This window comes from Bacillus sp. SRB_8 (genome assembly GCF_003264205.1).
Classification (GTDB): Bacteria; Bacillota; Bacilli; order Bacillales; family Bacillaceae_G; genus Bacillus_A; species Bacillus_A mycoides.
In genome coordinates this window covers 300,530-326,937 of sequence record NZ_NADT01000003.1, presented here as the reverse complement: position 1 = coordinate 326,937, position 26,408 = coordinate 300,530, and the positions used below count along the sequence as shown (strand labels likewise).

The window sequence follows — 26,408 nt, the reverse complement described above, 5'->3', positions numbered from 1 at the left end:
ACTTTCCTAAAAGGTTAGTTATTCACATTTATTTCGTGTAACGGCTGTAACTCTTCCATAAAGTCAAGCAAAGATCCTACAGTAAGAAACGCCTTTGGGTCTATCTCATCCTCTGGAACGCATAGCTTTAAATCCATTTCTATGTATACTATAAGCTGTAACATCATTACCGAATCTATATATAAATCTTGATTTAAACGCATCGTTTCTTCTAAATGCGTTACATTTTTCAGTTCCATTTTTTCTCTCATAATACTTAAAACTGCTTCTTTTAACATTTCACGACTCATGTTGTTATCTCTCCCATCTCTAATAACTTCCGACTTACTTTCCCTGTTTTATTTTTCGGAATCTCTGCTACATTTTCAATTTCATGTGGCACTTTATAAGACGGTAAATGCTGTATGCACCATTCTCGTATTTGTACTGGTTCAATACGAGAGACTACTTTCGCTTTTACTATTTCTCCCATCACAGGATGCTTGCCCCGGTATACAATCGCCTCCTGAATACCTTCTAATCGAAGCATCGTTTCTTCCACTTCTATAGGAAATACCTTTAGACCGGACACATTAATAACATCATCTATTCGCCCCATGAAATGAATGCCTTGCTCAGATCTATAACCTAAATCTTTTGTATAAATCTCCTTTTCAGCAATTTTCACTACGATTTCTTCAGGTTCATCTTCATTTGAACCTATGTTAATACTTACATGAGGAAGTGGTTTTCCTAAATCCAAATGTGTTTCCATAGCATGACATATACTAATGCAACCAGCTTCAGAACAGCCGTACTGCTGCATCATGTATTTCGTCATGCCCTTTAACTTATAAAATAGCGTTTCTGGCAAAGGTGATCCTGATGTCATAATTTTATGAAACTGAAAAGTCCCTTGTGGAAAACTCCCCATAATATGTAACATAAGTGGTACTGCGTATATGATATGTTTTTCGGTATTACGAACTATATTTAACGCGAATTTAGGGTTTTTATTTGTAATGATTATAGGCTTACTACCTCTCGTAATTGCTGATAACGTGCCACAAATTAATCCGTATGAATGTGAAACTGGAGCCATTACAATTGGCACTTCGTCTTCTTCACATTTTAAAGCTTCATTGTAAGCAGCAATTTCTGTTTCAATTTCCGTCCATGCTCTACGAATCAGTTTTGGCTCTCCTGTTGTACCTGAACTATACTGCAATAAAGACGATTCTTCTTGTAATAGATTTGGAACTCCTAATTTTGTAAAGTCGTTACTTTCTCCGTATAAAAGTGCAGTACACTTTGCGCGCTTTGCCATTTCAATAGCTGTATCCTTTGGCGTATCTTCATGAATAAGTAGTACAGATGCTCTTTTTTCTTTTAGGAAAAACACAAGCGTAATAATATCGAATGGATCTTTCAGACAAAGTGCAAATCTATTTCCTTCTGCTTCTTGAAATTGTTCCACTCTCTCGTAACCTTGTAATCTCAATTCAAAATCATATTTGCTAAATTCTTGTTTATTAACGATTAGCATGATTTCCCCCTGTAACAACTGATTTTTGTATTGTAAGTTGCTTTGCTCTATACAATGGATTTGGAACTTCATGAACAAGCGATTCCACATCCATATATAAACGACGCTTCGTTAATTGCTCTGCATGAAATGTAGGTGCATATAATTGTAATGCTTCAAAACGTTCTTTCAAATGCGAAAATCTTTCAAAATGATCTTCTATTTCTTCAACAAGAATGATCCAAAATTGTTCCTCTTTCAACTGATACTCATCTGCCAGCACGAAAGCCAGTTCACCTAGATTGAATAGGAAAAGCGCATCTAAAACCATTTCTTGTAAACATTCAATACGGTCCATTTCAAAGAAATCATTCATTTGACCATTCGCATATGTTTTATGCATTTTAGTAAAGTCAGGACATTTTTCGAGTTCTTTCAAAAATGGACGATAAAACTCCAGTCCTTCATGAAAATCTTTTAGTGCAATACGGACTGGTATTCCCTCTTCATGAACTAAAATCATGTTTTGTCCATGTGATTCTAATGCGACTCCATGCTCTACAACGAGGTGTACAACTGGGATAATTGCTTTTTGAATAAGCAATTGTAACCAGCTTTCTACTCCATATCTCTTTAACCACAAATCAATAGTTGGTGTCCCATTTTTTCCCTTGGCATATAAACCGTTAAATGGGATTGCCTCTTCTTTCTTATCTAAATATTTGTGAACGCTTTCGCGCCAAATACATCCTAATGAGCCATACGTAGCTTTTTTATTCGCATCGTAAGTAACACTCGAAAATTCATTTAACAAAATTAAACGCGATTCATCCCTTAAATAAGGGTCATGATTTACTATATCTTTTAACCAATTCGATATAGCAGGTGCACTCACAACCGAATGTGGTTTTAATGTACGGATAGTTGAAGTATTGAGTAAATTCATTGATAACTTTACATATGGTTTCTCTCGATTCGTAACATTTCTTAATGTCCGCATCGACTGCTGCGCGCAATAATCATCTTCTGATTTCCCTAAATAAATAATATATTTACCCTGTATATGGTCAGTATAATTCGGAATAATAAAGTTCTCCCACTGCCAAGGATGAACAGGTATAAACATGTACTTCTTCGAATCACAGTCCATTGTTCGAATACGATCCATATACTCTTCGATTTTCTTTTCACCAATTTCTTCTTTAAAGGTACAGTTATAACTCTCTTCACTTTCATATCCTACAGTCGTATATTTCTCATGAACTGCAATCCATATAATTTTCATTGGTTGCATAAATTCAAATCCATATTGAAAATTATCACGATATTGAAACCCAATGCGTGCTTTATAACTAGGATGATACGGGTGTCCATCTATTAAATGACTTTCAAGCTCATCATAAGATTTTGCAAGATAGTCTTCTTCACAACTTCTCTCATATTGTGCAATCGTATCTTTAAAGATTGTTTGTTCTAATTCTTGAATAAAAGAATCCAATTTCGTTCGATCCACTTGAACAATCCGAAAAATCTCCTGTAAAAATTGTGAAACTGATTGTATTTCTTCTTCCTCATCTTGAACTCTCATTATTAATGAGTCATGTAAACAAATACGCCCAAATGTCATACGTTCTTGCCCATAGCATTGGTACATTACATTTTGATCCTTTTCATCAAGACCTTGTATAATAAAAAGTATTTGCTCTCCCCTTTGTATACGAATCGGCATAATGATTTCTTCATAAATTAACGATTCTACTAATTGCCGGAATACTCTTCTTCTTACTGAAATGTACTCTTTTGATTGGAGTGCCTTCAATATTTTTATGTGATAAACTTCTTCTTTCATAAATCCCTCCGCTATAATACGGAATATCAAATTCCATTATTTGTATTACGTGAAATTTTAGCACTACTTATGAACGAACAGCCACTTCTCTAACGAGTGGATTATCTACTTGTACATAAATTGCTTGCTCTAAAGGATTTGTCAGTTCATCAACATCGAAAAATCTCGTTAGCAAATTTGCTTTACATGCCAATTTATTTTCTTCCAACAATTCACTTAAAAATGTAGAAGGTTCGCGGTTATATGGAAGGAAAGCTTCAAGTACAGACCTTAATTCCGAAAGAAGAATTTCCTCCTTTATTAATCCTGCTGTACCAAAACCGTTAATTAGTCCAAACATATGATTAAAAATTAAATAGTAACGAAATCTTTCATCTACAATGTAATCGTCATATAAATTCCCAGTACGTTCGCCAATACCCGCTAGTTCATTATCTAGCACTGACTTCATTGAATTGCAGAAATAAAAACCTTGATTATCACGGAAGTAAAACTTAACTGGATAACCATCTTTCAATTGAATAACACTATTTTGTTGATGCGCTTCTAATGCAACGCCATAACGTAAATACATCCATACCATCGGCTTTAAAGAGATATTCATATATCGTCTAAACCACTCTAAACTTACTTCTTCACAGCTTCTACCTTCTAAATCCGCTAAGCGGTGGATAATATTTGCTAAACGAGTTCTTTCACCCGGAATTGCATCTTGTACTAATCCAGCGATAAGCGTTGCATCATTTTCATTTTCACTATAAAATGTGTTTTCTCGAATAATCACTTCAAATCCAGACTCTTGTGCCCCGTATTTTAAAGTAATAAAGGCCGGATCGCATATAAAATCAAATCCTGGAAACTTTTCTAGCACCTCTCCAATTTTAGTATTCAATATTTCCTTACCTTCAAGTCCACTCTCAAGTTCCTTCAATTTATTAATACGCATTGAATTCGTGACCTTTACAGGGAATGAAAACTTGAACATATACTTCGAATGAGGATGATATAGCGTTCTAAGTGATGATGTCGCCATATAACACTTACCTACTGGACCGATATATTCAAGTACACCTTGATTCATCCAATTTTGCACATAAGATTGATGTAATAGCCATTCTGCTTGTAGCGGATGGATTGGAATTAATGAATATTCATCTTCTTGACAGTACTCTTCAATAAATTCTTGACCTACCTTTTCATCGTTCTTTAATTCCTTTTTTATCATCGCCGTTGTAGAATCTTGTAACAATGACTTTTCACTTACTATACTTTTATGTGCCCGAAAATAGTGAAGTTGGCACTCCCCTTTTAATTCAGGAGAATACATTGAACTTTTCCAATCCAATATACCTTGTCTACTCTTTGGTGTAGGATGAGTTAAATGTCCAAATAATAAAGATTGCTCCGCCTCTATAAAAGTCGTATGAAAACCATATAATTCAGCTGCATCCTGCTCCCTTCCTTGTATAAACTTCTCAATATTTTGACAACTACAGATAACTCGAAGCATAAGTTCATCAGGATTCGTACCTTCTCCATAGTTAATAGACATTTCCTTTATTAAAAACATAATAACCGTAATATAATCTGCTTTAATAACATTTTTATTTTCGCCAATTTGGTAATAAAATTGTTCTCCAAATAGATGACGGTCCGTTGACGATCTATATATAACTTCCCCATACAAAGTAACGTTTTGTGCCGATAACCGACAGCATAAATAAGTGGGGGTAGCGTCTCTTTGAAATGAATGGCAGAAAATATTTTCTATCCTTTTATCCTCCGTAATCCATTCTCCACTTCCTGTTTCTCTTAAATAACAATTTAAAAAGCTTTGTATTGTTGCATGTTCCGCGATTTGTTTCGCATGCTGCATACTGCTCCTCCTCTTTTAGACGAACACTATCATTTTTTTGTGAAACTTCTGACAGTTGAATTTTATTATCAACTATGATTTTAATTGATAATGATAATCATTTCAAGATATATTTCAGAATTTTTTTATCTAGCTAAACTTTTCACCTTTTCAAAACATTCAATCCGTCAACAAAAAAATACACCAATATAATAATTGATGTATTTTTTCATTCTCGCAAATTAAGTTTACATAATAAGATTATCGTTTTCTAGATTGATAGTGATTTGTATAAACAATCCATATCTCGCCAAGCATATGCTATTTCTTCTACATTTAGTCTTTCTAAAAGTTTCGTGTCAATTTTTTCCGGATTATATTTTTCATAAAACTTTTTAGAAGGGTTATTAGCAACAACCCAAACTAACAGAGATTGCATATTATCTTTTTTACATTCCGATAGCAATGCTTGAAATAATCTTTGTCCTATCTTCATTCCTTGATATTTTTGTAAAATGTATATTGCATATAATTCCCCATCACAATTATATGTACCTGTTCTTTCAACTCCCCCATCGATAAATCCAATTATTTTACCATTTAACGTTTCTGCTACAAACCTAAATTGATGCCCGTCTTCTTTTTGAAATATACTTTCCCATAGCTTTTCTCGTTGGTCATACGTTATATTGTCTAAAATTCCATTAGAGAATATCCCCTTATACGTTGTTTTCCAACTATCCACATGCACTTTTGCAATTGCCGAAATATCATCTTTTATTGCCCTTCTAATATGTATCTCCACCATACTCATCCCCCTTAGAAAATAATTATAGCAAAATGTTTTGTATGCATTAAAAAAAGAGTGAATTTTCATCACTCTTTTTATCTACTTTCAACTTCTACTGAAACAACATGATCGATTTCTTTTAAAGAACTATATAATTCAGTTGTATATAAATCTTCTGGAGCTAAAATGACCATTTCCAATTGCTGAGATGCCCCATTATCAATATCTTTAATTTTCACTCGTTTCACTTGCATATTTAAATTTTTAATTTGCTTAAAAATCCCGTCTAACTCTCGATGTTTGTTTACGGTAATTTTTATAGATAAGTCCTTTTGTCTTAATGAATAAGGGCCTGCATTTTTCACAATTTGCGGAAGTACGTTAATCGCTAATATAATTAAAATCATAGCAACCGTCGCTTGTATATAAAAACCTGCACCAATCGCAATACCTAGTGCTGAAGCGGCCCATACCATAGAGGCTGTCGTTAATCCTGAAATAACGTCATTATTTCTTCGTAAAATTACCCCTGCTCCAAGAAAACCAATCCCACTAACAATTTGAGCGGCGAGACGCATTGGATCCATGTTTGTATGACCCGGTACAGAATAAACATTCACTGATTCAATTGAAACCATTGTAATTAAACAACTCGCTACGGAAATAACCATACTTGTTTTCACACCAAGCGGTTTATTCTTTAGCTGCCTATCTATTCCGATGAATAATCCTAAAAAGAGTGCTAAACCTAATTTGAATAAAAATTCATATGACATAATTCCTTCTCCTTACTTTACAATGTTTCCCTTCGAATATTTCACTATAACTCTTTTATGATATCAATTCCAGTCTTTTCTTTTCATTTAAAGTAAAAAACCGAAAAAACATTTTTGACAATGTTTCCCCGGCTTTTTATTATAATTAAGATCTTTCTTTATTTTTGTTCTTTAATTTTAATTTGTGCCTCTTTATAAAATGCTAATTTATTATCATTATACTCTTTTGTATGTTTATTAAATTGTTCTTTCGCCTTTTGCGCTTCCACATTTAACTCATTAACAGTTTTAACTTTTTCACCAATTTCTTTTAACTTCGTTTCTTTTACTTTTAATTTTTCATACAGTTCTTTTTCAGTCGCTAACGCCTTCGTGTAATTCTCATTCATCTTTTGGAAGGCATCATAACGATTTTTATACGATTCTTCTACTGTTTTTGCTTGTTTTTGTAATTTCTTATCTTCGAGTTTTTCAATATTATTTTGAACGGATGTCGTTTCTTTCTGCGCTTTTTCTAACTGTTCCTTCTCGTTTTTCAATACTTTTTCACGCTCGTCTACATTTGCAGTAGCTTGCTCTATTTTCTTTGAAACTGCTTCATTATGCTCTTTACCTTCTTGTAAAATTTGAGAATAAAGTTCTTGTCCTTGCTTTTCTAACTTCTCTAATTTTTTTGTGTCATCTGCTAAAGATTTTTCTTGTGTAGATGCTGCTTCAAAAGCCGCAAATAAATTTTCTTCTGGCTTTTCACCGAAACAACCTGATAATAATCCTACTGATAATGCTCCAACTACTGCTACTTTTCCATATTTCAACTTCAATTCCTCCATTACATACGGTTATCATGCCAGAGGTTCACGGGGAAGTGATTCTCTTCATGATATGCTTCAAACTCATAACCCTTTTCTTTTAGACCCTTTAATATTGCTGGCACAGCTGCGACTGATTGCGGATGAATATCATGCATTAAAATGACTTCTTGAGGATTTGTTGCACCAGCTAATACATTTTGAGCGATTTGTGCTGCCGCTGCATCGACTGGTACTTTGTTGTATTTCCAGTCTAAAGAATCAATTGTCCAGTCCCATACTTTAAGACCACCCTCTACTACTTTGTTTCGAAGGTCTTCATTTAAACCAGGCTTCGACCCGTATGGTGGACGTGTTAATTGAGGTGATTTCCCAATAATATTTGCGATCAAGCTTTGATCTTCTTTCATTTCATTAACATATTCGCCATTTTTATATAACTTCGCAAAATTGTGTGTCATGCTATGCATTCCAACATAATGACCCTCTGCATTTTGACGTTTTACTAAATCAGGAAACGCTTTTACATTCGCTCCTATTAAAAAGAATGTCGCCTTCGCATCATGCTGTTTTAACATATTTAATAATTCAGCCGTATATTTTCCTGGCCCATCATCAAATGTAAGATACGCAACTTTTCTTTCCACTCCGTTAAAACGACTTGGTGCCGTTTTATTCATTTCAACTTTCGATTGTTCACTTGCAAGCTGCACTACATTTTCTTGTTTCGCTACAGCTTTTGCTGGTGAAGTAATAGATTGAAACATGAAATACCCAATAGCTACTATTGCAATCGCTATTAAAACAACTGCAACTCGTTTAATTTTAAAAGCCTTTTCCATTCTATCGAATTCCTCTCCCTATTAATCTTATATATAAATCACCCAATATAATTATACATCTATTTATTTTATTACACTATATAAACAATCTAAAATATGAATTATAATGGGAGTTTTATCAAAATTGTTGTTCCTGCCTCAACAAACTCTTTATTCTTTTCATACCAATTCTTGATTGCACTATGTACAACTTTCAAGAAGATTTGTTTTAACCTGTTTGATCTTCATCTTCTATCAATTCAATTCGCTTTCAACTTGCAATGAGATGAATTTATTTTCTCTATTTTAGGAGTTAATTACCAAATTCTTTCCTCTAGTATATCGTACAATTGCACCTTTTGTTTATATAAATTAAAATGATTTAACTGTAGACGTGAAAAAACTAGTAGCCCTTCTACTAAAAATAAATGAAGCAATCCATTTCCATAAAAAAAGATTGGCTGAGGCCAACCTTTTTTTATACTTATTCATTTCGAGTTGGTTTTGGTGTAACACCTAAATGCTCATTTAACTTAGTCGAAATATCTTTCACATTTTTTTCGTTTGGAATGTAATAATAAATACCACCAATACGTTTATCCGTTCCTTCTATTTGCATCTTTTCCATTTGCAAATCTGATCCTGCCATATTTTTCGTAATAGCAAGCATATCATCAAACGTTAAGTTTGTTTTCATATTTTTATCAACTGCATCAAGTAAAGAGCCCATTTTACTAATTGATTGAACAGACATTGCTTTTTTCGCAATTGCTTCAATTACAAGTTGTTGCCTTTGACCACGCATTGCGTCACTGTCAATTTTACGCGTTCTAGCAAGTGCAAGGGCTTGTTCACCATTTAAATGTTGGTAACCTTTTTCTAAATGGATCATACCTGCTTGGTCTTTACTATCTTGTTCTGTGAAAGTAACAGGTACATCAATATCAATACCACCAATTGAATCTACAATTTGTACAAATGACTCAAAGTTAAACTTCACATAATAATCAACTGGTACATTTAAAAATCTTTCCACTGTATCTCTTGTACTTTCAACACCACCAAATACGTGTGCGTGTGTAATTTTATCTAATTTCTTTCTAGATGGAATATAAACACGTGAATCACGAGGAATACTTACTAATTTAACGGATTTATCATCTTTATTAATTGTCGCTAATAAAAGTGCATCTGTTCGAACCGCTTCACCATATTGGCTTTTTCTCATTTCGCTTCCATCGACACCCATGATTAAAATCGAAATATTATCCTTTAAAGGTTCCACTTCTTTGTCCCTTTTTGATGACTTATCAATTTGTGCATATGCATCACTTACAACAGCTTTTGCTTTGTTATATATAAACGATCCATATCCTACTCCTCCAAAAACAAGTAGGAAAAATGGAATTAAAATGAACCATTTTATTGATTTTCTTTTAGAACGTTTTTTACTGCTTCTCGTATCTTGTTCTAATTCAGAGCTCATGTTCATTCTCCTCTCTTTCTCTTTTCCTAGTATAATGTATGTCTAGTAATCTTCATATCGAATTTCCTTTCAATCACCTTACATTTTTGTAAGGTTACATCATGAATCCAATATGTATTCCATTTCACATTATACTCTCGTGCTTATTTTTGGCAAGTCACTATTTATCAACTTCAAAAATTTAACACTTCAAAACATTCAAATTTACAGATTTATCATTCTGTTATTTGCAGGTAGTAAGACTTTCATCTCATAATTTAGCAGGAATAAAAGAGTCAAGTTTTGGCCGTGAAATTTTGATTGGTGATGACTAATAATCAGTGAGGGATAAACCCCCCACTGATTAAAATTTCACTTTATTATTTCTCATTTGGTGTGTATATCATTTGCTTCCCATTATTATAAATTAAAGCTGATTTTGCTTTTATTTTCGTTTTTTCTATTTCCACATCATCATTAGAGAAATTCACAATAATTTTAATATCTTTTCCATATGAAGCAGATTGGACTAATTTATCTTCTGACAAATATGCAAAGTTCGTCATTTCTTCTTTTACTGCCTTTTCATGAACTTCATTCCAAACTTTCAGATGCTGCGTAATTTCTTGTTTATGCTTATTCCACTCTACTTCATCTAAATGGTACAACGGAGGCACATTATACAATAACTCATATAACATTCGGTTTCCTACCTCATCTTTTACTTTCAAACTTCCCCATTCCCAGTGGTGCGTTGTAATAACCGAATCATTGTATACTAGTTTATATAATGGTACCGAATATACTGGATTTAAATATACTTGTTTATATTCTTCTTTTAACGGTACTTGTTTTGCATATTTTTCTGGAACATTTTGATTCGGTGACCAATATCCGCCCACATAATACGGACTTGTTTTATTTTTCCTCATATCTTCATCGTCCCATTTAATAACAGGCGTTTCAATGCCGTGAGCAAATGCAATCGTGCTACTTGCAAAGTCATTTCCGCCTTCTGAGCCAACTACCATACCTTTTTCTTGCGCAATATAATCCATTCGTTGCAACCTTGCTTTTAAATCTTGTTCTTGTGTCGTTAAATGTTTGGCCGAATAATCATCATAAATTTCACCTGTTGCATCACAATCAATAAACCATGAATTATATTTAGGTCCATTTTGTAATATCTCGTTCATTCGCTCTTTTACACTAGGAAGAGATAAAGTTGGATTTAACTTTCGCCCTCTACCTAAAAATCCTTGCACTTTTTCTCCATTTTTCTTCGTCACAGTTGCCTCTTCATATAGCGATGGATCCTGAAAAGAAGCTGTATTCCAATTTTTATCAGCTTTTTCGTGAATAGAATGATAAGAATCATACGGACCAACTAAATATCCTATTTTCTTAGCTTCTGTCACGAAATCAGGCTGCATATACCCTTGTTCCCAATTCGGTAGCCCAATCCATGCATTGTCTATTCCTGCCGCTTTCATTTCCTTTATAATATCCGTTCCATCTGCCTTACCCCATTTACTTACTTCTTCAACTGCATCACCGAGTACTGACTTTAATAAATGTTTATTTAAGCTATACAGCTCTGTCTTCGATAAGTGATCTACACCTTTCTTTAATAACACACTAGCTTCCTGATTAACTTTCGGGAAAATATCCTCTTTATACAATTCCTTCATAGATAATACTTCGTTTGTATAGCGTAAAATAACATTTTTTTGGTACTTATCAATGAAATCTTGTTTACTTACTTGCTCAAACACACTCAGTTCTCCAGGCTCCGAACTATTCTTTTGAATAAGCCCTTTTATATGACTAAACACAGGACTATTTATTTGCTCTCTTATCTTCGGCCAATTTATGTTACTGTCAGACAAACCATTTTGATTCCAAAAATAAAAATGAGCCGCACCATAAAGTTTTTCAATCTCTTTATTTTTTCTAGCCTTTTCTTGTAATGTTTTAAATTCACCTTTTTGAGCAATATTATCCTTATACAGTTTAGCGATACTTACTGCATCATTATTTGTCACATATAATTGAAATCCATATGTTTTATTTTTATTTATACTCGGGAATTCATGTGTAAAATCAAACCCTATTTTCGGATCTGAATGAAATTTCAATTCATTATTAAACATATTGTTCGCAATATATACGATCGAATATTTAGAACCATTTAATGCAAAAAACTTCATAGAAAATGATTCAGCAAATGAATATGCATCATCCTTTAAAAACTTCTTCCAATTCTCATCATTACTCGGAATTTGCTTACCTTCCCATAACGGAAGTGTATAATTTTCAGCTTGCACTTTTGGCCATGTAAAACTTTCTGCACCAGTCGATTCCACTTCAATATTTAAGTGGTCTTTTTTCTTTTCTAAATTTACTTTTACTTTTTGATCCGGATATTCCCATGATGTATGATCCTTGTCTTTTTTCAAATTAGATACCTTCATTTTTGGTAACGGTTGTGATGCCTGTTCTTTTACACCATCATGTTCTACAGTTAACGTAAAAGTCTCAGGATTTACATCGTAAGTAAAATCTTTATACGTCGCTTTCTTTATTTTAGACTCTTGTAAAGCATCATTACCTTTTACATCACACCCGACTAAAGTCGAAAGTGACAATGTTGTAAGAAGACATATCGCTATCATTTTTTTCATCTTCTGCACCTCCACCAATGAATATACAGGAGGTTTGTTACAGGAATATGGCAAAAAAATAATAGAGCTAGCATAATGCTAGCTCTATTATGAGCAAAAAAAATTTACGTATTACTGTAATCTGTTTAAAGAAAATATGTAATACAGTGGGACTTTAATCCTTGTTTTTTTATTCTCACTAATAATTAGATCAAGCAAATCTAAATTCCATCAAGCTTTCCTTAACTGAAAAAGTAACTATATATAATATATCCTAAAACTAGCACTAAAATTAATATCCCTGTACCTTTCCAATTCATACCACCTGTCATATCAGCGGGGCTACCTGATTCCGCCCTGTTGAGTCCATCATTCAAAGAACCGGTAGGATTATTTTTCAATTCACTTTGTCTCATGCGTTCTCTTTTTTCTTCTGGTGACTCTTTTGAACTCATATAATCACCTCTAAAATTAATGTTCATTCCGAAAAATCCCCTTTAAAATAGATTCTCCATAACGTAAAGAAAGCTAGCGATGCTAGCTTTCTTTATAATCCAATATGTTCTTCCTTATTTACAGTAATCCCTTTATGATCAATTTCAAGCTCACATACTTTCATAGCTGCAAATACTCTCGCTAATTGGTCAGCTATTTCTTTACGCTTCTCGTAAGGAGTTAAAATAAAAATGGATGGTCCCGCACCACTAAGCGCTGTGCCATATGCTCCGAATTCTTTTGCACATTTACGAATTGATGGTAATAACGGTACAAGTTCTAAACGATATGGCTCGTGGAAATGATCTCGTTCCATCATTTCACCTACAACTTCCCACTTCTTTTGACATAATGCAGCTACTAATACGTTACTTATCGCACTAGCCTTAACCGCTTCATGAAACGGAAACACCTCTGGTAATATAGATCGACTTTCCTCCGTATTTAGCTCTTCATTTGGAATAAGAGAAATTACTCCTAATTCCTTACTTTCAATCCTTACAACCGAAACATTCTTTCCATCCAGCGCTCCGATTACAGTTCCACCTAAAATAGAAGCAGCAACATTATCTGGATGTCCTTCAAAATTTGTAGCAATTTGAACTTTCTGATCAGTTGTTAAGTTCAAATTTCCAAGCTGATTCGCAAGCTCTATTCCTGCTACAATTGCTGATGCACTACTTCCTAGACCTCTTGTCAGCGGAATATTACTAGTAACTTTTATTATATAGGGTGATAAAGAAGGAAACACTTTACATGCCGTGCTAACAATTAAATTTTTATCGTCTGTTGGAATTGAATCTTCAAAGGAATGGATTACTTGCCATTTATCTGCTTCCGCCTTTACCACCACATCTAAATATAATGACAATGCTATTCCTACTGAATCAAATCCAGGTCCGACATTCGCTGTACTAGCAGGGACACGTACTCTCAATGGTATCACGACATAATCACCCCTTTAATATGATCTTTAATTTGCTCTATATCATTTGACACACTTGCAATATCAAATTTATTAGAAGAAATTGCGATATCAGGATCTTTCAAACCGTTTCCAGTTAAAACTACAACAACCGTTTCTCCCTTTTTGATTTTTCCAGATTGCACATGTTTAATGACGCCCGCTAATGAAGCATTTGATCCTGGCTCTGCAAAAACTCCTTCAGTTTTTGCTAACAATCTATACGCATGTAATATTTCTTCATCTGACACCATATCTATTTCACCATGAGACTGCTCGGCAGCCTCTACTGCATACGACCAACTCGCTGGGTTACCAATACGAATCGCTGTTGCAATCGTTTCAGGTGCCTCAATGACATGTCCTTTTACAATTGCCGCCGCTCCTTCCGCTTCAAAGCCGTGAATTCTGGGCTTCTTATAGCCTTTTTCTTTCTCGTATTCACAGAACCCTTTCCAATATGCTGTAATATTCCCAGCATTTCCAACAGGGATAGCTAGAACATCTGGTGCGTTTTGCAACTGGTCACAAATTTCAAATGCCGCTGTTTTTTGCCCTTCAATTCGGTAAGGATTTACTGAGTTTACTAATGTAATCGGCTCTTCTGCAGCAATATTTCTTACAGCCTTAAGTGCATCATCGAAATTCCCTTCTATTGAAATGATCTCCGCTCCATAAGCAACTGCTTGCGCTAATTTCCCATGCGCAATCTTTCCTTCTGGTATTACGATAATACATTTCATTCCGAGGCGTGCCGCATATGCGGCAGCTGATGCCGATGTATTACCTGTAGATGCACAAATAATTGCCTCTGCCCCTTCTTCTTTCGCCTTTGCAACTGCCATTACCATGCCACGGTCTTTAAAAGAACCTGTTGGATTCGCTCCTTCATATTTCCCGTATAACTGAATTCCTAATTGCTTTGATATATTTAATAATGGAATCAGAGGTGTATTCCCTTCCATTAAGCTGACATCAGGTGTGTTTTCATTCACTGGTAAATAAGAAGCATACTGTTTTAATAGTCCTTTATACATATTGTTTTTCCTCCTCAATAATGTAGTAACTGTTTATTTCACTTGCGACATCTTCTATCGCCCCTAAAACTTGTTCGAATTGATATTTTGAAGTTCGATGCGTCACAACAACGACTTCTGCAAGTTCGCGATTTAAAGGTAATTGAATAACTTCTTTTAAACTTACAGAATAATTAACGAAACATTCCGTTACTTTTCGCAACATCCCTGGCTCATCTCGTAATGAAATACGTAAGAAATATTTCGAAACTACTTCTTCATCTCCTTGTAATTCATACGGCTCTGGTTCTTTTAACGCACTTTTATTTTTCGGAACTTGATTCATATTTTTAACGATTGAAATAATATCACTTACTACAGCAGAACCAGTTGGTAACTTCCCAGCTCCAGGTCCGTAAAACATCACTTCCCCTACTGCTTGACCGTGAACATACACCGCATTGAATTCATTATTTACATTCGATAACGGATGATGCCTTGGTAATAAAGTCGGTTCTACACTTAAATGAATGGCTGATCCTTGTTTCTCTGCTTTACCAATTAATTTCATTGTAAATCCTAATTTTTCGGCCATCTCTAAATCTTCTTTTTCAACCTTTCGAATACCTCTAACTTGAACATCATCTAAAGAAACATTCATCGAAAAACCTAAGTTTGCAAGAATTGCTACCTTTCTCGCAGCGTCTAGTCCATCTACATCCGCTGTCGGATCTGATTCTGCAAACCCTAATTTTTGCGCTTCCTGTAAAGCCTCTTCATACGACCATCCATTTTGACTCATCTTTGTTAACATATAATTTGTTGTTCCATTTACGATTCCCATTATTTTTTCAATTTGATCTGAAGCTAGCCCGTCTGATAATCCTCTTAATATTGGAATCCCACCGGCTACACTCGCTTCGTAACATAGGTCACATTCATTTTTATTTGCCAGTTGCAGAAGCTCCGCACCATATACAGCCATTAAATCTTTATTTGCTGTTACGACATATTTCTTACTTTGCAAAGCCTTCACAATATGCTCTTTCGCTTCTTCAATTCCGCCCATTACCTCTACTACAATATCAATATTTGAATCATTTAGAACTTCATCGACATTACTTGTTACTACGATTCCATCAATGCAAACATCACGTTCCTTTTCCAAATCACGTACAACAACTGTCTTTACCTTTACTTTATATCCTGTATCAAGAGTGATTTTTCGATAATGTTCTTTCAAAATATGGACAACACCACTTCCGACAGTACCTAATCCTAATACCCCAACATTAATAACGTTATTCATTTTCTAATCTCCTCCTAAATAGTTTAATTGTTACACCTATGAATCACCTTACTCTGCTTTTTAATCATGCAGGTGGTGGTTATTTCCGTACGTACTAATCGTTTCATGTTACCGCACCTCCTTTCAAAGTAATAAAAAAACACACTCATCCCTAGGAAAGGGACGAATGTGTTTTCGTGGTTCCACCCTTGTTCCAACCTAGACTTACTTTCTTCTAGATTGCTCAAGTTCAGATAACGGCTGATACCGTCAATAATTACTAGATTGCTCGTTCACTATTGAAGTTCAAAGGTGGTAAGATCATTTCTCGTGTTAGGAAGCTCACAGCCTTGGCCTCCCTCTCTGTAAACCGTAAAAATGTTCTCATGTCCTTATCGTTACTTTTTCGCTCATGTTTATTTGTTAACTCATTATACTCGCATAAAAAACAAAATCAATAATATTTTTTAATTATTTAAAATTTTCAATCTTAAAAACTATAAAAAAAACACACTCATCCCTAGGAAAGGGACGAATGTGTTTTCGTGGTTCCACCCTTGTTCCAACCTAGACTTACTTTCTTCTAGATTGCTCAAGTTCAGATAACGGCTGATACCGTCAATAATTACTAGATTACTCGTTCACTATTGAAGTTCAAAGGTGGTAAAATCATTTTTCGTGTTAGGAAGCTCACAGCCTTGTCTTCCCTCTCTGTAAACCGTAAAAATCATCTCATGTCCTTATCGTTACTTTTTCGTTCATGTCTATTTGTTAACTTATTATAGTTATCAACTTTTCAAAAAGCAAGCCTATTTTTCTTCACAATTTTTAAGAATATGAATAATTATATTTTAAAATAACAAATCATCTAATACAGATTTATTCTCTTGCACATATATTCATCACATACAAATTAACAATATTCATAGTTAAAGTCTCACTCTAAAACGTTTAGAGTTTCATACTTCAACACTATATTTAAAAAATAATTTTTAATACAATCTTTCCCTATAACTTTCTTCTAAAGAACGTGCAACTTCCTCTTCTGAAGCATTCACTTTCGCATGCTCCATTAACATTTTCGGTGCTGAAGGTAGCTCTGTTTTATTTAACCATGACTCTGGATCCCACATTTTTGAACGAATAAAAGCTTTGGCACAATGAATATAGCATTCTTCTATTTCAACAACAATTCCAAGTAACGGATTGCGTCCATTCGCCTGCATTTCTTTCAAAATTTCTTCATCGTTCGTAATATATGCTTTACCGTTTATTCGGAGTGTTTCCCCAAGACCCGGAATAAAAAAGATTAACCCTACGTGCGAATTTGAAATTATATTTAAAATAGAGTCTATACGACGATTACCCGGTCTTTCTGGGATGATAATTTTATTTTCATTTAATACATATACAAATCCAGGTGCGTCTCCCCTCGGCGAAGCATCACACTCTCCGAATTTATTTGCAGTAGATAATACTAGAAAAGGCGATTTAGACAGGAAATCTACACAATGGTGATCAAGTGATGAAATAACTTTTTTCAAAGCCCGTTCACTTGGTTGCCCCAATATTTGTCGTAATTCTTCCTCAGTTGAAATTATTGATTTTATTTCCTTATTCTCTATCTTCACTAATAATCACTCCTTTTTCTTTATTTTCCCAAAATTCAATACAAATATTGTATAATAAAATTTGCAGAAAGGGGAATTAAAATGACAGAGTGGTTAACAATATTTGATCCTGAAAGAAATACACTTGGAAAGAAATTACGTGATGACGTGCATCGTGACGGTGATTGGCACGAAACATTTCATTGCTGGTTTGTAGAAAAAGATGCTGAGGATATGTTCTTATATTTCCAATTACGCTCTAATAATAAAAAAGAAGCTCCGGGTATATGGGATATTACATCCGCCGGACATATTATGCATGATGAAGATGTACTAATTGGCGGTCTACGTGAAATTGAGGAAGAACTGGGTCTTTCCTTCCAAACGAATGATTTAACATACAAAGGAATCTATAAAATAGATTATGAAATTTCAAGCCTTACTGATCGTGAGTTTTGTCATATGTATTTCCACAATGTAATAAAACCACTTCCATTTGCACCAGGTGAAGAAGTAGACGATGTGATGAAAGTACATGCAACTTCTTTTCTACAACTATTAAGAAGAGAGATTTCATCTTTAACGACTAATTCTGTTTTAAACAGTAATCCGATAACGATAACATTTGAAGATATTTATCCTTATGCTCTTGAATACTATGAATTTGTTATAGTGCAAGGACAAGAATTGCTAAACAAAAATAGTTTATAAAAAAATAGGACTCCCAGCTTACTTTATTCGGGAGTCTTATTTTTTTATTGCTCAAGTATCTTTAATTTTTTCTCTACTCGTATAAATAATCGTATAATTAACAACAGCATAACAATCATAATCGCTATCATTGTATGTGGATATCTAAACAGTATACTAATAACACTTCCAATTAACATCATAATGAATCCATTTTGTTTCATCACTTCTGCACTATACTTGTTACCTGCATCCCATAATTCCTTATTTTTCATAGACCGTTTCGTACGGTAACCATATGCTGCGTTAATATCCGTCGGTGGATTTTTTTGAAGAATACGTGCCGCAAGTATAAATATAATACCAATCAATATGCTCATTCCTATGTTTACTAGTGCATCCATCAATTATATCCCCCCTAACTTACACCTTCATTATACTATACAACTCTTAAAATCCCAATTATTAACATTTTTATTTTCTCTCTTTAGATGTCTGGAACATACTTGGAAGTGTTACAAAACGTGCCCCTTTCGTTTTTAACTGCGGAATGATTTTGTCTAGTGCATCGACAGATCCTTGCAAATGTCCACCTGGAGTCGAATGTTGAAGTATGACACTTCCTGGAAATGAATTCCCTAGCACATTATTTGTAATCGTATCAGCACTTACCCCTTTCCAATCAACTGTATCAACACTCCACTGTACAATCATAAAATTTTGCTCTGTCGCCCACTTCAATTGATTTTCAAGTATTTCACCGTATGGTGGACGTATAAACTTCGGTGCATAACCAGCTAAATGATTTAATATTTCTTCCGTTTTTATAATTTGATTACGGTATTCAGCCTCATTTACTTTCGCTAAATTCGGATGATTATACGTATGGTTACCAATTACATGCCCTTCATTCGCGATACGCTTTACTACATTCGGAAACTTTTCTGCATTTTCACCAAGTAAGAAAAAAGTAGCTTTTACATTATATTGTTTTAACTTATCTAAAATTTTTGGCGTAAATACTAAATCTGGTCCATCATCAAATGTAAGAGCTACTTCCGCTTTATTGTATGGTCCTGAAAATGCATACGCATATTTTTCAACCCATGAAAAAGGTGTCCATGACCCCCGATTCTCTTCCTTCACTTTGACTTGATCATTTTGCGGAACATTTAATACATACGGCACTGCGTCTATATAGTTTCCATAATAAAATGAATGATATGGCATATAAGCATACGAAACATTTCGTTCTAGTCCCCAATGAAATGGAACGAACATTTCTGGTGCGTAAAAATAATACATGATAAAAACCTCCCTAAAATTTCATATGTGATTCATCTGTACTTTGTTAGAGAAATTCTTATTCATGAACAAAAATAAGACTGTCCGTAATTAGGACAGTCTTACTGCTTTATACAATTAATAAAGTGAAACTTTAATCAGTGGGGGTTTTACTGCCCGTTTATGCGGGATAAATCGATGTACTATCTTTCGGCAAAACTTTCACATGTTTTAAATAGCTTGTCACTTTGTCATCATCATCTTGCGGGTATTGATATTCATAAGCGTTCGCAATTTCGTTCGCAACTTCCCTAAACAGATCTCCCATTACAAAAAATGACTGCCATATATTTTCATATTCTGCATTTGAAAATGTCTTTCTAAATTGCTCCCACGTATCTTTTTCAACATATTGCTCGAAATGCTTACCAAACTTTCCGGTATTCACTGTAAAATTTGTTTTCATACCAATATGCCATTCTAGCATTACGATTAACATATCACGCATTGGGCCTTCAAGCATTCCTTTCGCATAAGAAAGTTCCTCGCGCCACAATCCTTTTCCTACATTTGTACTGCACCACCAAAATTCATTACAGCAATCCAAAAACTCTTTTTCTGTAGGATTTTTTATAACGTAATCTTTATCACTTGCTGGCGGAAATTCTCCAATACATTTGTCTTTATCCAGTAGTAATTTACTTAAACTATCCTGTCCAATAAATTTATTTATTAAATCAACTGGAACTAGCATTAAATCAATTCGATTCCCATCCATGAACTGCATTAAATACGGAAATTTCCCGTCTTTATCAGCTGGAATTAACGACATTTCTTCCGGCATTTGCACAATCATTATTTCTCCAAATCTATTAATCCAACTATGATTACACGTAAAAGATTGTATATCTTTTACAACATAAATAATATCATAGTCTTGAAAACAATCTTTTTTCACATTTGGATTCACACGTGACCCATTCATGATGACAGCTCGAATTCTTTCATCCTCTTTTGCTGTATTTATAATTAAGTCTAACATTTCTTTTTCAGTTCTCATCTTCTTATAGCCTCCAAGTTTTTAATATATAATATAAAGCTATGTAAATTGGAGGTCCACGAGCTAAATTCGTTGTACAAGATACACGTTATAATTTTTGAAACTTCTTTTTCATCCCTTTTTCCTCCTTACATTACTCTGTTACGACTGCCATTACAAACCCATCGTACCCTTTACTTCCTACAGTTTGAAGCGCAGTAGCACTTACACGCGGCTCAGCAGCTATTAGCTCATAGAAATGGCGTATCCCTTGTACACGAGGATCGCTACTAGTATTATCAATAACTTCACCTTCACGTACTACGTTATCCCCAATAATTACAGTACCAGGGCGTGATAGTTTCAGTGCCCATTCAAAATAAGCAGGATTATTTTGTTTATCCGCATCTATGAAAATAAAATCAAATGGTTCATACTTCTCATTTTCTATTTGTTTTAAAGAATCTAACGCTAATCCTAATCGTATTTCAATTTTATCATTCAAATTGGCACGCTCAATATTGCTCCGTGCAATTTCAGCATGCTTTTCACTTGCTTCTAATGTAACAATTCGCCCTCTAGATGGCAATGCTCTTGCAAGCCATATTGTACTATATCCGCCTAGAGTGCCAATCTCTAAAATGTTACGCGCTCCTTGAATTTGTACTAATAGTTGTAAAAACTTCCCTTGAGTTGGCGATACATCATGTGCCGGTAAATTAGCTGCAGCGTTTGCTTGAAGAACTTCTTCTAATGTAGAGTCTTTCGGTATTAATACATCACTCATATATTGATCAACAGCCGTCCATTTCTCAATCGTACTCATGGAAATACCATCCCCTTCAAGTTTTTAATACTTATCTACCATTCAAATTTAATTATACCGAAAATTCCGTTTCATACACAAAAAATAAAGAAGGGACACCCACTCCATTACAGAATAGATGTCCCTTCTTTGTATTTTATATTTATCCCTTACGGATTAGTAGACCAAAGTCCTGCTGATTTAATAAATGTACGTTTATTTAATTTCAGCTGCGCTACGATAAACTCTGCAATATCTTCCGCTTGCATTACTTTATCAGGATTTCCATCAGTTAATCCTAAGTCTACAGCCATGTCAGTTGCTACTGTACTTGGTGTTAAAGCTGTTACACGGATATTATGTTTACGAACTTCCATCGCTAACGATTCTGTTAAACCAAGAACACCAAATTTAGAAGCACTATATGCACTTGTTACAGGTGCACCTTTTTGTCCTGCTGTAGATGAAATATTAATAATATCACCAGATTGTTGTTCAATCATACTTGGTAAAGCTGCACGAGTTGCATAGTATACACCCATTAAGTTTACTTGAATGATTTTTTCCCAATCAGCAACGTCTAATTCTAAAAACTTACCGAATTTAGAAATACCAGCGTTATTAATTAAAATATCGATAGATCCTAAACCATTTTTTAATGTTTCAATTGCAGTCGTTACTTCTTCATATGAAGATACGTCAGCAGTCGCAATAACAGCTTTTACACCTTCTGCTTCCACTTCTTTCGCTACAGCTTTTAAGTTTTCTTCTGAACGAGCTAAAAGACCTACATTTACGCCTTCTTTCGCTAACGCAATCGCTACAGCACGACCAATCCCTCTACCTGCTCCTGTAATTAAAGCATTTTTTCCTTGTAATAATTCTGCCAAGTATAACACTCCTTAATCATCTCAGTTGTTTATTATATTAAAAGTGTATCTATGTTTATGCAAAAAGGCAATGATGCACTTTTATGTGCGTAGGTTACTTATAGGTAACTATAGTAATGGTAAATGCATTTTTAAAGAAAAATAGTGTTAGAAGGCCTCCTTCTAACACTATTTTTCTTCATGATTTGGAATACGCACAATAAATTCTGTACCATTTCCTTCTACACTCTCAACTTTTATTTTTCCTTGATGAAGGTCGAGTACTTTTTTTACAATTGCTAGACCTAATCCACTTCCTCCATAAGCACGGTTTCGTGAAGAATCCGCTTTATAAAAACGTTCAAAAATATGTTGTTTCTGTTCTTCGGATATACCAATTCCCGTATCATGAATACTTACTTCCAGGAATTCCTTATGTTCTTTTAAATGAATTGTAATCGTGCCACCATTTGGTGTGAATTTAATACTGTTATGAATTAAATTAATCCATACTTGGCTCATACTTTCTTTGTCTGCAGTAACACACACTTTATCCATATCAAGATCTAGCTCAAGTCCTTTTTCATCCCAAAGAGGCTCACTATTTAACACAATTTGTTTCAACTGTTGATCTAATCGATAAGTAGCTCTTTCTGGTGAATACTCCTCTGACTCTAAAAGTGTTAGCTTCAATAAATTTTGACTCAATTTAGATAATCGCGTTGTTTCAGTTTCAATAATAGTAAGATAATGTTTTCTTTTTTCAACTGGTAGATTATCATCTTGTAGCGCTCGAGCAAATCCCTTAATAGATGTTAATGGCGACTGTATTTCATGAGAAACATTCGATACAAATTCTTGTCTCATTTTCTCCATTGCATTAAGTTCATCCGTCATATCGTTAATACTTTTTACAAGCACACCAATTTCGCCATCATACTTTTCTTCATTCCGTATTTTTACAGAGAAGTCCCCTTTTGCAATTTTTTGTATCGGTTCAATGATCGTCCAAATCATCGCCTCTCGCTTCGGTCTCATTAAAATTCCGATTAATGTCCAAATAAGAACGATAAAAACAAAGCCGACCATATCACTAATTAGAAAAGTAATAAAAGGCGATACGTTTATTTCAAAAGCTTTCATTACACTAGACGATACAAAAAAGGCTATTGACCAAATTATAGTAAGAAAAGTAAAGAGCGCTACTATCGCCCCCATTACTTTTAACATCTTCATCTTACTCATTCTTTCTCTTTTTCTCATTTACTTACCTCTAAGCGATACCCTAAGCCCCTTATCGTCCTTATACTAAACTTCGATAACTCTTCTTGAAACTTTTCACGCAACCGATTAATATGAACGTCTAGCGTGCGTTCATTCCCTTCAAAATCATATCCCCATACGTCTTCTATTAATTGCTCTCTTGAACAAGTTCTCCCCGCTTTAGATCCTAATGTAAAGAGCAACTCAAATTCTTTTAGCGGCAGCGTCACCGTTTGTTCTCCAACGTTAACTTCAAATGTTTTACGATTTAACAGTACATTGCCAACTTGAATAGATTGCGATACTGTAATTTGGTAACGTTTCAATAATGCCTTCACTCTCACAACTAATTCTAAAGGATCAAATGGTTTTACAAGATAATCATCTGTTCCGAGGTGAAATCCTTTTACTTTTTGAGATGTTTCACCTTTAGCAGTCAGCATAAGAATTGGGATATCATAGTATTTTCTTAATTCATAACATAAATCAAACCCATCCATATTTGGCATCATAATATCAATAATCGCCATTTCGACTCTCACTTCTTCTATTTTTCGAAGAGCATCTAATCCATCAACGGCCTCATATGTTTGAAAACCTTCTCGTTCCAAAAATACAGAAACAAGTTCTCTAATGTGCGGATCATCATCTACAATTAAAATTTTGGGTATCAAGGAATCATATCCTTTCTGCTTAACATACTTTTTAGCACTCTAAAATCAACAATCAGTGAAGTGCCCCTTCACTGATTGTTTTCATTCTATAATGCTCCTTCTTTAATTTTCAATTGTTGCATTGCAAATTCACGGTACATGTCATGTGTCCGTAATAACTCATCATGTGAGCCACTTCCTGTAAGATTCCCTTTTTCAATAAAGATAATTTTATCTGCATCTACAACAGTAGAAAGTCTATGCGCAATAACTAAAGTTGTTCTACCTTTCATTAAGTTATTTAACGCCTTCTGAACAACCGATTCCGATTTACTATCAAGACTTGACGTCGCTTCATCTAACATAAGGATTTGCGGGTTTCGTAGTAACGCTCGAGCAATCGCAATTCTTTGTCTTTGCCCTCCAGAAAGCTTCACACCACGCTCTCCAACTTCTGTTGCGTATCCACTTGGTAAATCATGAATAAACGCATCAACATACGCCATCGCTGCTACTTTTTCAATTTCTTCATCCGTCACTTCACCCTCAACACCGTAGCAAATATTATCACGAATCGTTCCATCAATTAACGGACTATCTTGTGAAACGTAACCAATTTGACGTCGCCATGATTGTAATGAATATGCTGTAATTGGTTCTTTCCCTAATTTTATGAAACCACTAGTTGGCTCATAAAAACGTTCTAACAGCGAGAATAAAGTTGTTTTTCCGCTACCACTTGGTCCTACAATCGCCGTTACTTTTCCAGATTCAATCGTGAAGTCGATATTTTTCAAGATTTTCTCTTCTTCGTTATACTCAAAATGTACATTTTCAATAACGATTGGCTGCTTCGCATTTGTAACATTCATACCTGTTTCATGATCTTCTACTTCATATTCTAAAATCGTATTAATTCTTTCGGTTGCACCAATTGCTTTTTGGAACTGAGTAAAGAACATTGATAACTGACTCATTGGCATAATAATTTGAACCAAATACAAAATAAATGCTACAAGTTCACCTGTTGTTAATGCACCACTAGAAACTCGCATTCCACCATACCCTACGATAATAACAAGCAATGCCATTAAAACAAACGACATAACAGGTGAAATTAATGCTTGCACTTTTCCTTCTTTCAAACCAAATTGCAATAATTTTTGGATACCTGTACTACCTGTTTCATATTCTTTTTTTTCCGTATTTGAAGATTTTACTAAACGAATTTCTGATAGTACTTGTGTTAATACACTAGTAAAAGAAGCCGTTTCATCTTGAAGTGCTTTTGAAATCTTATACATTTTCCGTCCAAGTGGAACTAAAATTAGTACCGATAATGGAATAACCGTTAAAAGTAAAATTGTCATTTTCCAGTCTAAAACAAATAATACAATTAATGACCCAATAATTGAGATACCGCCTGTTAATAAGTTTGACAAATGCTCAGAAATTAATGTTTTAACAACACCTGTATCATTCGTCATACGACTAATTGTATCTCCCGTTCTGTTTTGATCATAATAAGACACTGGTAAAATAAGTACCTTTTTCCACAATCGTTCTCTAAGTCCAGCTACAATTTTTTGTCCAATATAATTCAGTAAATAAATTGACAATCCTGCAGCAATTGTTTGAATAATAAAGAATGCAATTAATCCAACAATTTGTCCCGTACTAATTGAAGAAAGTGAAAAATTATCAACTAAACCTTTTGTCAGCATTGGAATAAACAAACTCGCTCCAGTAGAAAGTAAGCTCATTATTAATGCAAAAATAAGAATGCCTTTCGGTGGATTTGTATCTTGAATGAGACGTAAAAACTGCCTCCAATTCCCTTTTTTCTTTTCTGTATTCCTAACTTCCATTGTCGTTCATCTCCTCGTTATAAACAAAACTA

24 protein-coding genes, 1 pseudogene and 2 other annotated features are annotated in these 26,408 nt (G+C 34.3%); of the genes and pseudogenes, 1 reads left to right on the top strand and 24 read right to left on the bottom strand.

Translation table 11 applies throughout. The features are described 5' to 3' along the window. Nucleotides 1-14 precede the first annotated feature (14 nt). The 16 genes and pseudogenes from asbD to B5P40_RS01685 form a co-directional block, all read right to left on the bottom strand. Entirely contained in the window at nucleotides 15-290 is a 276-nt protein-coding gene (gene asbD / locus B5P40_RS01755) for a petrobactin biosynthesis protein AsbD (RefSeq protein ID WP_002064932.1), read from the bottom strand. Beyond that, nucleotides 287-1,525 carry an AMP-binding protein gene (locus B5P40_RS01750; RefSeq protein WP_113708753.1) on the bottom strand — a complete coding sequence of 413 codons (1,239 nt, stop codon included), beginning with the start codon at nucleotides 1,523-1,525 and terminating at the stop codon, nucleotides 287-289. Before B5P40_RS01750 ends, asbD begins: the two co-directional genes overlap by 4 nt. Continuing rightward, nucleotides 1,512-3,353 carry an IucA/IucC family protein gene (locus tag B5P40_RS01745; protein ID WP_113708752.1) on the bottom strand — a complete coding sequence of 614 codons (1,842 nt, stop codon included), beginning with the start codon at nucleotides 3,351-3,353 and terminating at the stop codon, nucleotides 1,512-1,514. Before B5P40_RS01745 ends, B5P40_RS01750 begins: the two co-directional genes overlap by 14 nt. A gap of 67 nt (nucleotides 3,354-3,420) precedes the next feature. Next, the gene (locus B5P40_RS01740) at nucleotides 3,421-5,229 is read right to left on the bottom strand and encodes an IucA/IucC family protein (protein WP_113708751.1); all 1,809 of its coding nucleotides are present in this window, start codon (nucleotides 5,227-5,229) and stop codon (nucleotides 3,421-3,423) included. Nucleotides 5,230-5,479: 250 nt separating this feature from the next. Continuing rightward, nucleotides 5,480-6,016 carry a GNAT family N-acetyltransferase gene (locus tag B5P40_RS01735; RefSeq protein ID WP_088032589.1) on the bottom strand — a complete coding sequence of 179 codons (537 nt, stop codon included), beginning with the start codon at nucleotides 6,014-6,016 and terminating at the stop codon, nucleotides 5,480-5,482. 77 nt (nucleotides 6,017-6,093) lie between these two features. Next, the gene (locus B5P40_RS01730) at nucleotides 6,094-6,774 is read right to left on the bottom strand and encodes an MgtC/SapB family protein (RefSeq protein ID WP_113708750.1); all 681 of its coding nucleotides are present in this window, start codon (nucleotides 6,772-6,774) and stop codon (nucleotides 6,094-6,096) included. A gap of 158 nt (nucleotides 6,775-6,932) precedes the next feature. After that, the gene (locus B5P40_RS01725) at nucleotides 6,933-7,589 is read right to left on the bottom strand and encodes a YkyA family protein (RefSeq protein ID WP_113708749.1); all 657 of its coding nucleotides are present in this window, start codon (nucleotides 7,587-7,589) and stop codon (nucleotides 6,933-6,935) included. Between the two features lie 14 nt (nucleotides 7,590-7,603). Further along, nucleotides 7,604-8,425: a peptidoglycan-N-acetylglucosamine deacetylase gene (locus B5P40_RS01720; protein WP_113708748.1), complete on the bottom strand. Its 822-nt coding sequence runs from the start codon at nucleotides 8,423-8,425 to the stop codon at nucleotides 7,604-7,606. Between the two features lie 134 nt (nucleotides 8,426-8,559). Next, nucleotides 8,560-8,826 (bottom strand): annotated as a pseudogene (locus B5P40_RS34300) (sensor histidine kinase); the annotation flags it as partial. Between the two features lie 62 nt (nucleotides 8,827-8,888). Next, the gene (locus tag B5P40_RS01715; RefSeq protein WP_002126935.1) at nucleotides 8,889-9,890 is read right to left on the bottom strand and encodes an LCP family protein; all 1,002 of its coding nucleotides are present in this window, start codon (nucleotides 9,888-9,890) and stop codon (nucleotides 8,889-8,891) included. Between the two features lie 359 nt (nucleotides 9,891-10,249). After that, complete coding sequence (locus B5P40_RS01710) at nucleotides 10,250-12,553, bottom strand: glycoside hydrolase (RefSeq protein WP_113708747.1); 2,304 nt, start codon at nucleotides 12,551-12,553, stop codon at nucleotides 10,250-10,252. Between the two features lie 221 nt (nucleotides 12,554-12,774). Next, nucleotides 12,775-12,987, bottom strand: coding sequence for a DUF6366 family protein (locus B5P40_RS01705; RefSeq protein WP_002031378.1), 213 nt, complete (start codon nucleotides 12,985-12,987; stop codon nucleotides 12,775-12,777). A 92-nt stretch (nucleotides 12,988-13,079) separates the two neighbouring features. Beyond that, nucleotides 13,080-13,973 carry a homoserine kinase gene (gene thrB / locus B5P40_RS01700; protein WP_113708746.1) on the bottom strand — a complete coding sequence of 298 codons (894 nt, stop codon included), beginning with the start codon at nucleotides 13,971-13,973 and terminating at the stop codon, nucleotides 13,080-13,082. After that, the gene (gene thrC, locus B5P40_RS01695; protein WP_113708745.1) at nucleotides 13,970-15,028 is read right to left on the bottom strand and encodes a threonine synthase; all 1,059 of its coding nucleotides are present in this window, start codon (nucleotides 15,026-15,028) and stop codon (nucleotides 13,970-13,972) included. Before thrC ends, thrB begins: the two co-directional genes overlap by 4 nt. Next, entirely contained in the window at nucleotides 15,021-16,316 is a 1,296-nt protein-coding gene (locus B5P40_RS01690; protein WP_113708744.1) for a homoserine dehydrogenase, read from the bottom strand. The genes thrC and B5P40_RS01690 overlap by 8 nt, the downstream gene beginning before the upstream one ends. A gap of 155 nt (nucleotides 16,317-16,471) precedes the next feature. Then, nucleotides 16,472-16,703 (bottom strand) — a binding site (T-box leader). 116 nt (nucleotides 16,704-16,819) lie between these two features. After that, nucleotides 16,820-17,051: a binding site (T-box leader), on the bottom strand. Between the two features lie 236 nt (nucleotides 17,052-17,287). Then, nucleotides 17,288-17,926, bottom strand: a complete 639-nt coding sequence (locus tag B5P40_RS01685) for a pyridoxamine 5'-phosphate oxidase family protein (RefSeq protein WP_002012360.1) — start codon at nucleotides 17,924-17,926, stop codon at nucleotides 17,288-17,290. A gap of 81 nt (nucleotides 17,927-18,007) precedes the next feature. Here B5P40_RS01685 and B5P40_RS01680 point away from each other — a divergent pair, with 81 nt between their 5' ends. Further along, nucleotides 18,008-18,616: an NUDIX hydrolase gene (locus B5P40_RS01680; protein WP_002168603.1), complete on the top strand. Its 609-nt coding sequence runs from the start codon at nucleotides 18,008-18,010 to the stop codon at nucleotides 18,614-18,616. Between the two features lie 44 nt (nucleotides 18,617-18,660). Here B5P40_RS01680 and B5P40_RS01675 read toward each other — a convergent pair whose 3' ends face one another. The 8 genes from B5P40_RS01675 to B5P40_RS01640 form a co-directional block, all read right to left on the bottom strand. Then, on the bottom strand, nucleotides 18,661-18,999 hold the full coding sequence (locus B5P40_RS01675; RefSeq protein WP_061674174.1) for an SdpI family protein: 339 nt from the start codon (nucleotides 18,997-18,999) through the stop codon (nucleotides 18,661-18,663). Between the two features lie 70 nt (nucleotides 19,000-19,069). After that, nucleotides 19,070-19,900, bottom strand: coding sequence for a peptidoglycan-N-acetylglucosamine deacetylase (locus B5P40_RS01670; protein ID WP_002031366.1), 831 nt, complete (start codon nucleotides 19,898-19,900; stop codon nucleotides 19,070-19,072). A 160-nt stretch (nucleotides 19,901-20,060) separates the two neighbouring features. Continuing rightward, nucleotides 20,061-20,939 carry an aminoglycoside 6-adenylyltransferase gene (locus B5P40_RS01665; RefSeq protein WP_113708743.1) on the bottom strand — a complete coding sequence of 293 codons (879 nt, stop codon included), beginning with the start codon at nucleotides 20,937-20,939 and terminating at the stop codon, nucleotides 20,061-20,063. A 133-nt stretch (nucleotides 20,940-21,072) separates the two neighbouring features. Continuing rightward, nucleotides 21,073-21,744 (bottom strand): O-methyltransferase, encoded by a 672-nt coding sequence (locus B5P40_RS01660; protein ID WP_113708742.1) that lies wholly within the window; start codon nucleotides 21,742-21,744, stop codon nucleotides 21,073-21,075. 149 nt (nucleotides 21,745-21,893) lie between these two features. Next, nucleotides 21,894-22,613: a 3-ketoacyl-ACP reductase gene (locus B5P40_RS01655; RefSeq protein ID WP_000818985.1), complete on the bottom strand. Its 720-nt coding sequence runs from the start codon at nucleotides 22,611-22,613 to the stop codon at nucleotides 21,894-21,896. Nucleotides 22,614-22,781: 168 nt separating this feature from the next. Beyond that, on the bottom strand, nucleotides 22,782-23,855 hold the full coding sequence (gene hitS, locus B5P40_RS01650) for an envelope stress sensor histidine kinase HitS (protein WP_002086159.1): 1,074 nt from the start codon (nucleotides 23,853-23,855) through the stop codon (nucleotides 22,782-22,784). Next, nucleotides 23,852-24,529: an envelope stress response regulator transcription factor HitR gene (gene hitR / locus B5P40_RS01645; protein ID WP_002126920.1), complete on the bottom strand. Its 678-nt coding sequence runs from the start codon at nucleotides 24,527-24,529 to the stop codon at nucleotides 23,852-23,854. The genes hitS and hitR overlap by 4 nt, the downstream gene beginning before the upstream one ends. An 86-nt stretch (nucleotides 24,530-24,615) precedes the next feature. Next, on the bottom strand, nucleotides 24,616-26,376 hold the full coding sequence (locus tag B5P40_RS01640) for an ABC transporter ATP-binding protein (RefSeq protein WP_113708741.1): 1,761 nt from the start codon (nucleotides 26,374-26,376) through the stop codon (nucleotides 24,616-24,618). Nucleotides 26,377-26,408 lie beyond the last annotated feature (32 nt).